Here is a 13,179-nt window from a genome sequence, read left to right on the forward strand (position 1 = left end):
AGGGCGCAAGGCCAGCCCCTGGGCGCGCGGAATGGCTCATGAAGCGCAACTGCTCGCTCAGCCCGCGCCAGGCGCTGCAGGTGTACGCCCTGCTGTCCGCCGCCACCCTCGGCATCGCCCTCGCCTTCACCCTGCGCGGCGCCTGGATGGTGCTGGCCTTCGCCCTGCTGGAAACCGCCGCGGTCGGGGCCGCCCTGCTGTACTACGCGCGCCACGCCCTCGACCACGAGCGCATCGTGCTGGCCGACGGCTGGCTGATGGTCGAGCACCAGGATGGCGCCCGCCTGGTGACATCGCGCCTCGACCCCCACCATACCCGCGTGTCGCTGGCGGACGCCGGCATGCGCACCCTGATCCAGCTCGAGGCCCGCGGCCAGCAGGTCGGCGTCGGCCGCTACCTGACGCCGCCGGACCGCCAGCGCCTGGCGCAGGAGTTGCGCCTCGCCCTGCGCCCCGGTTCCCTGCTCGCTTGATGCCCTCCCTCTCCCTGTAAGCAGCCTCTTACACACACACGGCAGCGCAACCGATATGGTGCGCGAACGGGATCTTGCATAATTTTTATCAGTGCACGTGATAACTCATTGTTATCCGGATAAAACAAGAATGTAGAGAAAGAACACATTTCATGAGTGCTTACCCCCAAGCCGGCGCCGTCGTGGTGCACGGCGGCGCTGGCGCATCCCGCGATCACGAGGATGCCTGCGTACTGGCCGCGCGCCGCGCGCTGGCCCAACTGGAAGTCAAGGGCGACGCCCTGGAAGCCGCCATCGCGGCCGTGGTCGCCCTGGAGGACGACGGCCGCCTGAACGCGGGCAGTGGCGCGGTCCTCGGCCTGGACGGCGCCACCGTCGAGATGGACGCTTCGATCATGGATACACGTGGTCGCCTGGGCGCGGTGGCCTGCGTCCAGTCGGTGAAGAACCCTGTGCTGCTGGCGCGCGCCATCGCCGACACCCCGCACTGGATGCTGGCCGGCGAAGGCGCCCAGCGCTTTGCGCGCGCCATCGGCCTGCCCGAAAGCCTCCCGGTCACCGAACGTCAGCGCAGCCAGCACCGCGAACTCATGCGCCAGCTCGCGGGTTCGGTGCCCGCCATGCCGGGCGTCGACAACAGCCTGTTCGCGCGCACCTGGAACTACAACAGCCCCATGCTGCTGCCCGAGGCGAGCGCCTGCGACACCGTGGGCGCCGTGGTGCGCGGACCGGACGGCCACTTCGCCGTCGCCACCTCGACCGGCGGCTCGGCCCCGTCGCTGCTGGGCCGCGTGGGCGACAGCCCGATCATCGGCAGCGGCTTCTACGCCGGACCGGAAGGCGCGGTGGCGGCCACCGGCATCGGCGAACACATCGTGCGCCACCTGCTGGCGCGCACCGTCTACGGCTGGATCGCCGAGGGTGCGCCCCTGGACCAGGCCCTGCGTCGCGGCATCGAGCTGTTCGACCCGGACGTGGCGGTCGGCCTGATCGCCGTCAGCCGGCGCGAAGCCGGCGCCTGCAGCAACCGCGACATGCCCCAATCCAGGATGACCCAGCGATGAGCGCTCACGACCAGCAGCAACGCAATGGCCACCTGGTGATCATCGGCGGCGGCGAAGACCGCAAGCACGACAAGGAGATCCTGTCGCGTTTCGTCGAGCTCTGCGGCGGCGCCGACGCGCGCATCGTCGTCATCACTGCCGCCAGCCAGATCGCGACCGAGATGTGGCAGATCTATGACCGCGCCTTCCGCGAGCTCGGCGTCAGCCGCCACAGCCACCTGGAACTGAGCAGCCGCCAGGACGCCAACAGCGAGGAATTCGTGCGCCAGGTCGCCGAGAGCGACGGCATCTTCATGACCGGCGGCGACCAGAAGCGCCTGCTGGCCCTGATCGGCGGCACCGCCCTCGACGCCGAGATGCACGTGGCGCTCAAGCTGCGCGGGGCGACCATCGGCGGCACCAGCGCGGGGGCCTCGGCGATGTCGGGCCACATGCTGGCCCAGGGTCGCGCCGAGCCGCGCCCCGAGAAGGGTTCGGTCAGCCTGGGCGCCGGCCTGGGCTTCCTGCATCGCGTCGTCATCGACCAGCATTTCTCCGAGCGCCAGCGCCTGGCGCGCCTGCTGTCGGTGGTGTCCCAGAACCCCTACCTGCAGGGCATCGGCATCGACGAGGACACCGCCCTCATCGTCGAGCGCGGCGTCGGCATCGAGGTGGTGGGCGAAGGGGCCGTCACCATCGTCGACGGCCGCACGATGATCACCAACGTCGCCGACATCGCCGGCGGCGACACGCCCGAACTGATCGACGTGCGCCTGCACCTGCTGCCGGCGGGCAGCAAATACCAGCTTCCCGGCGCCGACCCAGCGCAGGGCAAGCGCCTGCCCGCGCCGCTGCTGGACTTCCTGGAAAACGTCACCAAACGGAACCCGATCTCATGAGAATCAAGGAAAAACGGGTGCTGCGCGGGCCCAATCTGTACGCCGACAGCCCCTGCGTGATGGCGGTGGTGGAGAACCCGGGGCCGAAGGCGCCGGGCTTCGCCGCCCGCCTGCTCGAGCTCCTGCCGGCCCTGCCGGCCGAGGCGGCCGTGCGCCTGGCCGAGGACGCCCTGCTGGTCGACGCCCTGGAACCGGTGGCGATGGAACTGCAGCGCCTGGCCGGCGCGCCGGGCGCCTGTTCGGCCACCCTCCCCGTGACGGGCGAGCCTGCGCGCCGCCGCGTGGTGTGCGGCTACGCCACGCAGCAGGTTGCCGAGGAAGCCCTGAACGCCGCCATCGCGCTGCTGGCTGGCGTCGCGGCCGGCCGCGCGCCGGACTTGCGCCAGCTCGTCGCCGGGCTGCGCGAGACCGCCCAGCGCTACGCGATCGGCACCAGCACCGGCGCCGTGGTGGCCGCCGCGCAGCGGCGAGGCATCCCCGCCCTGCGACTGCTGGACGAGGCCAACCTGTTCCAGCTCGGCTGGGGCAGCCGCCAGAAGCGCCTGCAGGCCACCATCACCGGCGCCACCAATTCGATCGCGGTGGGCATCGCCAGCGACAAGCAGTTGACCAAGACCCTGCTCGACCAGGCCGGCGTGCCGGTGCCGGCGGGCGACACCGTCACCACCCTGGAAGCGGCCCAGCGCGTCGCGCGCCGCCTGCGCGGCCCGGTCACGATCAAGCCGCTCGACGGCAACCAGGGCAAGGGCGTCACCGTCAACTGCGCCACGCCCGAGGAGGTGGAGCGCGCCTTCCATCACGCGCGCAAGCATGGCCGCAAGCTGATCGTCGAAGAGCACCTGGTCGGGCGCGACTACCGCGTGCTGGTCACCGGCGGCAGGATCGCGGCCGCCTCCTGGCGCCGTCCGCCCAGCGTCCTAGGGGACGGGGTGTCCAGCATCCGCACCCTGGTGGAGCTGGAGAACCGCAATCCGGCCCGTGGCGAAGGCCACACCAATATCCTGACGAAGATTCCGATGGACGCGCTGGCCAAGGAGACCCTGGCCAGGCAGGGACTTGACTTCGACACCGTGCTGCCGGCCGGCGTGCAGGCCGAGTTGCGCGGCAACGCCAACCTGTCCACCGGCGGCACCGCCGAGGACGTGACCGATCTGCTGCCCGAGGAAACGCGCGAGATCTGCATCCGCGCCGCCCGCAGCATCGGCCTGGACGTCGCCGGCCTGGACATCGTGTGCCAGGACATCGCCCTGCCGCTGCGCGCGCAGAAAGGCGGCGTCATCGAGGTCAATGCGGCGCCCGGCATCCGCATGCACCAGTACCCGAGCCGAGGCACCCCGCGCGACGCCGGCGACGCCATCGTCGAGGCCATGTTCGGCGGCTGCGACGGCCGCATTCCGCTGGTGGCCGTCACCGGCACCAACGGCAAGACCACCACCAGCCTCCTGATCGGCCACACCGCGCGCACGGCCGGCCTGCGCGACGGCGTGAGCATTACCAGCGGCGTCTACGTGGGCGGCCGGCTGGTGCGCGAAGGCGACTGCACCGGTTACCGCTCGGGGCGCAGCGTGCTGGGCGACCCCGGGGTGGACTTCGCGGTGCTGGAGACCGCGCGCGGCGGCATTCTCAAGCGTGGCCTGGCCTACGACCGCTGCGACGTGGCGGTGGTGCTGAACGTCTCGGCCGATCACCTGGGCATGGACGGCATCGACACCATCGAGGAGCTGGCCAGGGTCAAGGCGGTGGTGGCCAGGCGCGCCAGCCGCGCCGTGGTGCTCAACGCCGAGGACGACTGCTGCGTCAGGATGGCGGCCGAACTGGCCGAGGGCGTGGAAGTGATCTACTTCGCCCTCGACCCCGAGGACCCGGTGCTGCTGCGCCACGTCGGGAGCGGCGGGCGCGCGGTCTACCTGCAGGACAGCGTCATGGTGCTGGCCAACGGCCTGCGCCACGAGGCCCTGATGGACGTGCGCGACATGCCGGTCTCGCTGGGCGGCTGCGCGCGCTACAACATCGCCAATGCGATGGCCGCAGCGGCGGCGCTGACCGCCTGCGGCTTCGGCAAGGCCGAGATCGAGGACGGGCTGCGCAGCTTCGTCTCGGACAGCAGGCACAATCCGCTGCGCGCCAACGTGTTCGACGTCGACGGCGTGACGGTGATCGTCGACTACGCGCACAACCCGGCGGCCTACGCGGCCCTGGCCGAGACCGCGCGCGCCATGACGGCGGGACGCCTGGTGGGCGTGGTGGCGGCCCCGGGCGACCGGCGCGACGCCGACCTGGTGGACGTGGGGCAGACTTGCGCCGCCGGCTTCGACGAGCTGGTGATCTACGAGACCGACCGGCGCGGACGCGCCGAGGGCGAGATCGCGGCCCTGATGGCGCGCGGGGCGCGCCTGGGCCGGATCGACGCCGACCTCTTGAAGATCGAGCTCGACGTGCACCGCGCGATCCGGCTCGGCCTGAGCCTGTGCCAGCCGGGCGACGTGCTGGTGTTCGGCTGCGGCTCCTCGATTTCCGACCTGACCGAGGCCCTGCGCCCGACCAGGCCCGATATCGCGCGCCGGATCGAGGCCGAAGCGACCGCGGGCGCCTGAATTATCCCCTGCAGAAAGCATCGTCCCCGCTCATGGCGGGGACGATGCTTTGTTTCGATCAGGCCGACAACCTACACCTGGGCCGCGATCTCGTCCGCGCACTCCGGGTCCATCACCCGCACCGCCTCGATGAAGACGTCGAGCGAGGCCCCGGTCGCGAACACCAGCACGTCGCCCGGCTCGCACAGGCTGAGCCCGAGGCGCACCGCCTTGCCCACCTCGATCTCCCGGTGCAGGGTGTCGCTCATCCCGACCGCCGCCTGCGCCCCTTCCAGGATCAGGTCCACCGCCGCGCCCACGGCGCGGCCGCGGCTCTGGGACTCGTAGACCACCAGCTCGTCGAAGCGCGCCCCGCACACTTCGCCGATCTGGCGCAGGTCCTCGTCGCGGCGGTCGCCGGGGGCGGTGACGATGCCCACCAGCTGGCGCGGCAGCATGGCGCGCGCCATGTCGGCCATCGCCGCGTAGGCCGCCGCATTGTGCGCATAGTCGACGAACACGGTCACCCCGCGCACGTCGAACATGTTGGTGCGCAGCGGATTGGTGCGCCCGTTGGACACAAAAGTCGACAGGCCGGCAGCGATCTGCAGATTGCCCATGTTGGAGGCCATCAGGGCCGCGGCCGCCGCCAGGCTGTTGGCGATGTTGAAGCGCGCCGCGCCATTGAAGGACACTGGCATGCTCTCGACCTTGACCAGGGCCTGGTGGCTGTGGCCGTCGGCCACGATCACGGCGCCGTCCTGGAGATAGACGCCGCGCCCGCCGTCCGCCAGGTGCTTGAGCAGGACCGGATTCTCCGCGTCCATCGAGAAGAAGATCACTTCGGCGCCCGGCTTGACCCGGCGCGCCATCGCCACGCACAGTGCGTCCTCGGCATTGAGCACCGCCGCCCGCGTGGCCGACAAGGCCACCAGGGCCTTGACCTGGGCCAGGTCCTCGATGGTCTCGATGCCGTCCAGGCCCAGGTGGTCGGCCGCCACGTTCAGCACCACGCCGACGTCGCAGCGGTCGAAGGCCAGGCCGCGCTTGAGCAGGCCGCCGCGCGCCGTCTCCAGCACCGCGAACTCCACCGTGGGGTCGCTCAGCACGGTGCGCGCCGACCAGTAGCCGGTGCAGTCGCCCTTGACGATCTGCTTGCCGTCGATGAACACGCCCTCGGTGGTGGTGACGCCGGTGGTGTGGCCGGCCAGGCGCACCGCGTGCGCGATCAGGAGCGTGGTGGTGGTCTTGCCGTTGGTGCCGGTGACCGCGACCAGAGGGATGCGGCCGTCCGAATCGCCCATCAGGCCCTCGACGATCGCTTCGCCCGCATCGCGCGGCGCGCCGCCCGAGGGGTATTGGTGCATGCGAATGCCGGGCGCCGCGTTGATCTCGATGACGGCGCCGCGCTGGGCCGCCAGCGGCTGGGAGATGTCCTTGCAGACGATGTCGATGCCGGCCACGTCCAGTCCGATCTTGGCGGCCGCACGCACGCACAGCAGGCGGGTCGATTCCGGCAGCAGGTCGGTCACGTCCTCGGCGGTGCCGCCGGTGGACAGGTTGGCATTGCCGCGCAGCTCGGCGACCGCGCCCTCGGGCGGCACGCTGTCGAACTCATAGCCCTGGCGCGCCAGCATGTCGGCCGCGTGGGCGTCGAGCGCGATCTGGGTCAGGATGTTGGTGTGGCCTTCGCCGCGCGCCGGGTTGCGGTTCTCGACCTCCACCAGCTGGCGGATGGTGGAGACGCCGTCACCCACCACGTGGGCGGGACGGCGGCAGGACGCGGCCGAGACCTTGCCGCCGGCGACAAGCACGCGGTAATCGCGCCCTTCGATGAAGCGCTCGACGATGATGCGGCGTCCATACTGGCGCGCGAACTCGAAGGCGCGCGCCACGTCCTCGGGCGTGGCGCAATTGACGGTCACCCCCTTGCCCTGGTTGGCGTCCAGCGGCTTGAGCGTCACCGGCGCGCGCAGGCGCGCAGCCACGCGCTGGGCCGCCTCGACCGTGGTCACGGTCTCGCCCTCGGGCACCGGCACGCCCGCTTCCTTGAGCAAGGCCTTGGTCAGTTGCTTGTCGCTGGCGATCTTGACCGCGATGAAGCTGGTGTCGCCGGTGGTGGTGGCCTGCAGGCGCTTCTGCTTCACGCCCCAGCCCAGCAGGAACAGGTTGGCGTCCTCGGTGATGCGCTGGGTCGGGATTCCCCGCTCATGGGCGGCGGCCAGCACCGCGGCGGTGCTGGTGCCGATCGCGTAGCGCCCGGCGATCTCGCGCAGTTCCTCCAGGCGCTCCTCCACCTCGATACTTTCGCCGTGCGCGAGCGCGTCGACGATGTCCAGCGCCAGCTGGAAGGCCGGCTGGACCAGCTTTTCGAGGCTGTAGGCGCAGACGATGCGGAACTGTCCGGGTTCGCCGGCAACCGGTCGCGTGCGCCCGTAGCTGGCCGGCGCGCCGGCCTGGGTCTGCAGGTCCAGCGTCAGGTGTTCGATGACCCGGCCCAGGTAGGTCCCTTCGCGCAGGCGCTGGGCGAAGCCGCCCGGCTGGCCGGTCGGCAGCAGTTGCCCGTGCAGCGAAGGCAGCAGCGCCAGCAGGGCCTCGTTAAAGCCCGGAATGTCCTTGGTGGAGCGCCCATACAGGTCTTCCAGGTCGAGCAGGGTCAGCAGGCAAGGGGAATCTGCGTGAACGTTCGGTCCGCGCAGGAAGCGTTGTTCGAGGATCTGCACCGGTAATTCCTTGTGATAGTGGTCGTCATATGCGCGGACGGGGCCTCCGTTGGGAGGCCCCGTCCGCTGTGCCGCGTGCCGGCGCGCGTCAGGCGTCGAACAGCTGCGTGTACATCCGGGTGGCCATCAGGCCGGCGTCGGTGTGGTGCCGCTCGGGCGACATCAGCCCGGCAAGCAGGCTCATGGCCTCGTGCTTGCCCTTGGCGGCCGCCACCTGCCTTTCGAGCAGGCGCAATTCGTTGTCCGGCTCGTCCAGGCGCGGGTGGCGGCGGATCAGGCCGCGCTCCGGGTGGGCGATGCCGCGGTCGGCGTGCTGGCCGAGGGTGTCCAGGGTGCGCAGGCGCGCGCGGTGGCTGAGGATGCGCGGGCCGGGCGCCTGCTCGCCGCCGGGGCTGGTGGCGATCCAGTCGCGCAGCACCTGCAGCTCGTAGGCGCTGAACACGCCGAACATCTCGGCGCGCTCGCCGTGCACCAGGCGCCAGAAGCGGCTGTGCTCCGGGTCTTCGCCGCGCTTGATCCAACCCGCGTTCTCCAGCGCGCCCAGGAAATCGGGAATGCGCTCGGGCTGGGCCAGCCACTCGTTCACCGAGCGTCCGGCGACACGGCAGTAGTCCGAGTGCATGTTCTTGCCCACGCCGCTCTTGGCCGCGAGGATGTTCACCAGTTCGGCCTGCAAGTCGAATTCGGCGATCACCGAGGTGGTGCAGGCGCCCAGGTCGTTGAGCTTGTAGCCGTCCAGCACGCGGCGCAGGAAGCCCTCGCGGTCGCCCACGCGTGGCATCAGCTCGGCCAGGGCCTGGACCGCCTTGCGGGCGTGGCCGCTGGCGGCGTTGTCGACCGTGACGTGCAGGGTGAAATAATAGGGATCGATGCCGAGCTCGTTCAACTCGTAGGAAGTGATCAGGAGGTGCAGCGGCAGTTGCTCGTAGCCGAGGTTGTAGCCGATGACCTCGGGCAGGAAGTCCTCGGCGTGGTGGCCCAGCACCAGCTGGATCGCGCCCTGCACGAAATGCTCCTCGTCCAGCGCTTCCCAGCCTTCGCAGCCGTGGGTCGCCAGCAGCTTGCGGTAGAGGGTCACGTGGTTCTTGTCCGGCACGCCCTCGCCCAGCTCTTCGAGGTAGGTCTTGATCAGGGGATGGAAGGCCTGCTTGTCCCACTGGCCCAGCAGCCCGTAGAGCCAGGCGCCGTCGACCAGCTTGGTCGGCGCCACACCCTTGATGAAGTAGAGCGCGTGCGCGCGGCAGGTAAAGTAGCGGCGCGGGGCGCCGGCCTTGCGCGCGGCCAGGTACTCGCGGTACTGGACGCCGACGGCATCGGTGCGTTGCTCGATCCAGCCCGCCATCTCGGCGATATTGGCCGGCAGGTCGGCCGGCAGCTTTCTGGCAACTGCGATGTGTTCGCGCAGGAAAGCCTGCGCCTCCTCCGGCATGGCGGACGGATCTTCATACAGCGAAAAATAGACTTTCTTCGCCTTTCCCGCCGCGGCCGCGCCTCGTGGGGCGGCGCTGGCGGGAGCTTCGGCTAACAGCGCTTGGTTCATGGGTAGCGAGCGTTCTCGTGAGTCTTTGCGACGATGCAAACATTATCCGGACTGGTCCGTTACACGAGAATCGGTAGTGGCGCTGTGAGACTGTAAGAAAGGGATTACAAGACCTGATGCAATGCCTGGACAGGCCTTTCTTTCCCTTACGAACTGCCCTGCTGGTCCACGCCGCGCTGCGCTTCATGCGCTTCCGGATCGCCCTTGCCGATCGCTTCGCGCACCTGGGCTTCCTGCTTGTCGACGGTCTGGGGCGGCAGCGGCGGAATGTTGGGATCGGCGACCACTTCCAGCACATAGGGGCATCCCGCGCTCAGGGCCGCCTCCCAGGCCGGGCCGAGTTGTTCGGGGTCATCGATACGCGCGCCCTCCAGCCCAAGCATGCGGGCGAAACCAGCATACGAGAAGTCCGGCAGCTGCTGCGATTCCTCGAACTTCGGCTCGCCCTGCATGCCGCGCTGTTCCCAGGTCACGAAGTTCAGGTCGCGGTTGTTGAGCACCAGGACCACGAAGCTGGGGTTCGACCAGCGCCGCCAATAGCGCGCCACCGTCATCAGGCAGTTGATGCCGTTCATCTGCATGGCGCCGTCGCCGGCCAGCGCGATCACCGGCCGCTGCGGATGGGCCATCTTGGCCGCAAAGGCATAGGGCACGGCCGAGCCCATGGTGGCCAGGGTGCCGGACAGCGAGGCCAGCATGCCGGGCCGGATCTCCAGGTGCAGCGCGTACCAGGCGGCCACCGAGCCGGAGTCGCCGGCCAGGATGGCCTGGTCCGGCAGGCGCGCCGACAGTTCGGTGAAGGCGCGTTGCGGATTGACGGGCTTGCCCGGCAGGCGCGCCCTCTCCTGCAACTGGCGCCGGCTGTCCCGGACCAGGCTCTCGATGCGCTCGCGCCAGCCGCGCTCCTGCTTGTGCTCGAGCAGGGGGATCAGGGCGCGCAGGGTCGCGCCGGCGTCGCCGGCCAGGTTGACTTCCATCGGGTAGCGCAGGCCCAGCATGCGCGCGTCGATGTCGATCTGGACGCCGCGCGCCTGGCCGTCCGCCGGCAGGAACTCGGCGTAGGGAAAGCTCGAGCCCACCATCAGGAGGGTGTCGCATTCGTTCATCATGGTTTCGCTGGCCTGGGTGCCGATCACCCCGATCGAACCGGTGCAGAACGGCAGCGCGTCCGGCACCACGGCCTTGCCCAGCAGGGCCTTGGCGATGCCGGCCCCGAGGAGCTCGGCCACCTGCACCAGTTCCTCGCCGGCCCCGTGCGCCCCGGCGCCGGCCAGGATGGCCACGCGGCGGCCGGCGTTGAGCGCCTCGGCGGCGGCCCGCAGCGCGTCCGGCGGCGGCACCGGCAGCGAGCGCGCCGCGCCCACGCCGGAGAAGGTGTAGCCGTGCTCGCGCGGCGGACTGGGCACGGCGTCCTGGTCCTGCAGGTCGTTGGGCACGATGATGCAGGTGACGCAGCGCTCGGCCAGGGCGATGCGCACGGCGCGGTCGAGCAGGTGGCGCAGCTGCTCCGACGTGGTGGCCATCTGCACGTACTCGCCGGCCACGTCCTTGAACAGCGACACCAGGTCGACCTCCTGCTGGTAGCTGGCGCCGAGCGCGGCGCGCTTCTGCTGGCCGACGATGGCGACCACCGGCTGGTGGTCGAGCTTGGCGTCGTAGAGGCCATTGAGCAGGTGGATCGCGCCGGGGCCGGAAGTGGCCAGGCAGACCCCGGCCTCCCCCGTGAACTTGGCGTGACCGCAGGCCATGAAGGCCGCCATTTCCTCGTGCCGGGTCTGCACGAATTCGATCGCGTCCTGGCGCGCGAAGGCGCCCAGGATGCCGTTGATCCCGTCCCCGGGATAGCCGTAGATGCGGCGCACGCCCCACTGGGCCAGCCGCTCCAGCATGAAATCGCCGACGCTCGCCATCGCGGCCTCCTCAGCCGCCGTGCTGCGAGGGCTTGAGCTCGACCTTCAGCCAGCCGGGCCGGCGCAGGTCGAACTGCTTGTAAGCGTCGATCACCGATTCCAGGTCCTGCTGCTGGGTGATGATCGCGGTCGGATCGACCACCCCGGTACGCACCAGGTCGACCAGGTGCGGAATGTACTTGCGGTGGTTGCAGTTGCCCATCTTGATGGTGATGTTCTTGTTCATCGCCTTCCCGATGGGGAAAGAGGTATCGTCAGGCGGATAGACCCCGATGATCGACAGCGTGCCGGCCTTGGCCAGGGCGGCGATCGCCCACTGCTGGGCCTGGGAAGGCGCCTGGCCGGGCTTCCAGTTCTCGCCGTCCGGATGCTGGACCGGCGCCACCGCCTCTACCTCTTTCCTGAATTCGCCGGCCTGTTCCTGCGCCTGCTTCGCGGCCGGGCCGTGGTGCGGGCACTCGGCATCCACGCCCACGGCGTCGATCGCGCAGTCGGCGCCGATGCCGCCGGTCAGGTCGAGGATCGCCTGCACCGGGTCTTCCCGGTCGAAGTCGATCACCTCGGCGCCCTGGCGGCGCGCCATGTCCAGGCGATCCGGCAGATTGTCGACCGCCAGCACGCGCCCGGCCCCCAGCAGCTTGGCCGAGACGATCGCGAACTGCCCCACCGGGCCGCAGCCGAACACCACCACGGTATGGCCGGGCTTGATGTCGGCGAGGTCGGCGCCAAAATAGCCGGTCGGGAAGATGTCGGACAGCAGGATGGCCTGATCGTCGCTCACCTCGTCCGGAAGCCGGACCAGGTTGATGCTGGCGAAGGGTACCCGCGCCTTCTCGGCCTGCAGGCCGTTGAAGGGGCCGCTGTCCTTGGGCCCGCCATAGAAGGCGGTGCCCGCCGACGGACCGTTGGGGTTGGCGTTGTCGCACTGGGCGTAGTAGCCGGCGCGGCAGTAGGAACAGTAGCCGCAGGCGATGGTTGAGGGAATCACGACGCGGTCGCCCACCGACAGGTTGCGCACGCCCTCGCCGATCCGCTCGACCACGCCGACCGCCTCGTGGCCGAGGATGGTGCCGCCCTGCATGCCGCTGAAGGTGCCGCGCACGAAGTGCAGGTCGGTGCCGCAGATGGCGCTGGCCGTGATGCGCACGATCGCATCCTGCGGCTGCTCGATGGCTGGTTCGGGAACGTCTTCCAGGCGGATGTCGCCCACATCGTGGAACACAACGGCTTTCATCGCTTCTCCTCTCGCTGGTCGGTATGCATGAGGTCCGCGCCGGTGGGTGTGGCGGACCGAGCATGCACTCTAAGCCGCGTCGCGGGCAGCGACTGTGCGCCAGCACGCATAAACGGCCGGCGCGGGAGAAGCCGGGCTGCGGCTCAGGGCTGGGCGCCGAGGGAGAGGTCGGCCACCAGCTTCCCTTCCGACAGGCGCACCGGCAGCGCGCCGCGGCTGAGCATGCGGGTGACGGCGCGGTCGCCGTCGCCCGGCTTGACGTCCACCGCGCGCATGGCCTCCGGCACCAGCAGCACCTCGAAGCCGTGCTCGATGCCGTCGAGCGCGGTGTTCAGCACGCAGTAGTCGGTGGCCAGGCCGCACACCGCCACGCGGCGCACGCCGCGCTCGCGCAGCGTCTCGGCCAGGCCGGTGCCGTTGAAGGCCGAATAGGCGTCCACCGGCGCCGTCACGGCCTTGGAGACCACGATGGTGTCCGGGGCGAGCGCCAGCTCGCTGGTGAAGGCCGCGCCCGCGGTGTCGGCCACGCAGTGCGGCGGCCAGGGGCCGCCCTGGGCGGCGAAGGAACAGTGGTCGTGCGGGTGCCAGTCGCGCGAGGCGTAGACCGGCAGGCTGCGTGCGCGGTACAGGGCGATCAGCTGGTTGATCGGTGCGATGACTTCATCGCCCCGCGGCACGCCGAGGGCGCCGCCCGGCAGGAAATCGTTCTGCAGGTCGACGATCAGGAGGGCGTCGCCGGGACCGAGAATGATGGCGCTCATGAAGATATGCTCCCCAAATGAAA

Annotated in this window: 9 protein-coding genes; 4 read left to right on the forward strand and 5 right to left on the reverse strand. The window is 70.1% G+C overall.

The genetic code is table 11. The annotated features are described in order from the left end of the window. The first annotated feature begins 38 nt into the window (after positions 1-38). The 4 genes from B0920_RS06900 (at position 39) to cphA (B0920_RS06915) (ending at position 5,009) form a co-directional block, all read left to right on the forward strand. On the forward strand, positions 39-473 hold the full coding sequence (locus tag B0920_RS06900) for a DUF2244 domain-containing protein (protein WP_179119108.1): 435 nt from the start codon (positions 39-41) through the stop codon (positions 471-473). Positions 474-625: 152 nt separating this feature from the next. Then, positions 626-1,537, forward strand: a complete 912-nt coding sequence (locus tag B0920_RS06905) for an isoaspartyl peptidase/L-asparaginase (protein ID WP_078031802.1) — start codon at positions 626-628, stop codon at positions 1,535-1,537. Continuing rightward, on the forward strand, positions 1,534-2,415 hold the full coding sequence (locus B0920_RS06910) for a cyanophycinase (RefSeq protein WP_078031803.1): 882 nt from the start codon (positions 1,534-1,536) through the stop codon (positions 2,413-2,415). The genes B0920_RS06905 and B0920_RS06910 overlap by 4 nt, the downstream gene beginning before the upstream one ends. After that, complete coding sequence (cphA, locus tag B0920_RS06915; protein ID WP_078031804.1) at positions 2,412-5,009, forward strand: cyanophycin synthetase; 2,598 nt, start codon at positions 2,412-2,414, stop codon at positions 5,007-5,009. The genes B0920_RS06910 and cphA (B0920_RS06915) overlap by 4 nt, the downstream gene beginning before the upstream one ends. Positions 5,010-5,080: 71 nt before the next feature. Here cphA (B0920_RS06915) and cphA (B0920_RS06920) read toward each other — a convergent pair whose 3' ends face one another. From cphA (B0920_RS06920) to B0920_RS06940, 5 genes are all read right to left on the reverse strand, one after another. Further along, positions 5,081-7,711 (reverse strand): cyanophycin synthetase, encoded by a 2,631-nt coding sequence (gene cphA, locus B0920_RS06920; protein WP_078031805.1) that lies wholly within the window; start codon positions 7,709-7,711, stop codon positions 5,081-5,083. A gap of 88 nt (positions 7,712-7,799) precedes the next feature. Beyond that, on the reverse strand, positions 7,800-9,251 hold the full coding sequence (locus B0920_RS06925; RefSeq protein ID WP_078031806.1) for an iron-containing redox enzyme family protein: 1,452 nt from the start codon (positions 9,249-9,251) through the stop codon (positions 7,800-7,802). A 146-nt stretch (positions 9,252-9,397) separates the two neighbouring features. After that, positions 9,398-11,161 carry a thiamine pyrophosphate-requiring protein gene (locus B0920_RS06930; RefSeq protein WP_078031807.1) on the reverse strand — a complete coding sequence of 588 codons (1,764 nt, stop codon included), beginning with the start codon at positions 11,159-11,161 and terminating at the stop codon, positions 9,398-9,400. Between the two features lie 10 nt (positions 11,162-11,171). Continuing rightward, on the reverse strand, positions 11,172-12,395 hold the full coding sequence (locus B0920_RS06935; RefSeq protein WP_078031808.1) for a zinc-dependent alcohol dehydrogenase: 1,224 nt from the start codon (positions 12,393-12,395) through the stop codon (positions 11,172-11,174). Positions 12,396-12,538: 143 nt separating this feature from the next. Beyond that, entirely contained in the window at positions 12,539-13,156 is a 618-nt protein-coding gene (locus B0920_RS06940; protein WP_078031809.1) for a nicotinamidase, read from the reverse strand. Positions 13,157-13,179: the final 23 nt, after the last annotated feature.

This window comes from Massilia sp. KIM, from assembly GCF_002007115.1.
Classification (GTDB): domain Bacteria; phylum Pseudomonadota; class Gammaproteobacteria; order Burkholderiales; family Burkholderiaceae_D; genus Telluria.

Excerpts from the sequence above, each read along its gene's own strand:
- B0920_RS06900 (WP_179119108.1), top strand. The coding sequence starts at position 39 with ATGAAGCGCAACTGCTCGCTCAGCCCGCGCCAGGCGCTGCAGGTGTAC.
- B0920_RS06905 (WP_078031802.1), top strand. The coding sequence starts at position 626 with ATGAGTGCTTACCCCCAAGCCGGCGCCGTCGTGGTGCACGGCGGCGCT.
- B0920_RS06910 (WP_078031803.1), top strand. The coding sequence starts at position 1,534 with ATGAGCGCTCACGACCAGCAGCAACGCAATGGCCACCTGGTGATCATC.
- cphA (WP_078031804.1), top strand. The coding sequence starts at position 2,412 with ATGAGAATCAAGGAAAAACGGGTGCTGCGCGGGCCCAATCTGTACGCC.
- B0920_RS06925 (WP_078031806.1), bottom strand. The coding sequence starts at position 9,251 with ATGAACCAAGCGCTGTTAGCCGAAGCTCCCGCCAGCGCCGCCCCACGA.
- B0920_RS06930 (WP_078031807.1), bottom strand. The coding sequence starts at position 11,161 with ATGGCGAGCGTCGGCGATTTCATGCTGGAGCGGCTGGCCCAGTGGGGC.
- B0920_RS06935 (WP_078031808.1), bottom strand. The coding sequence starts at position 12,395 with ATGAAAGCCGTTGTGTTCCACGATGTGGGCGACATCCGCCTGGAAGAC.
- B0920_RS06940 (WP_078031809.1), bottom strand. The coding sequence starts at position 13,156 with ATGAGCGCCATCATTCTCGGTCCCGGCGACGCCCTCCTGATCGTCGAC.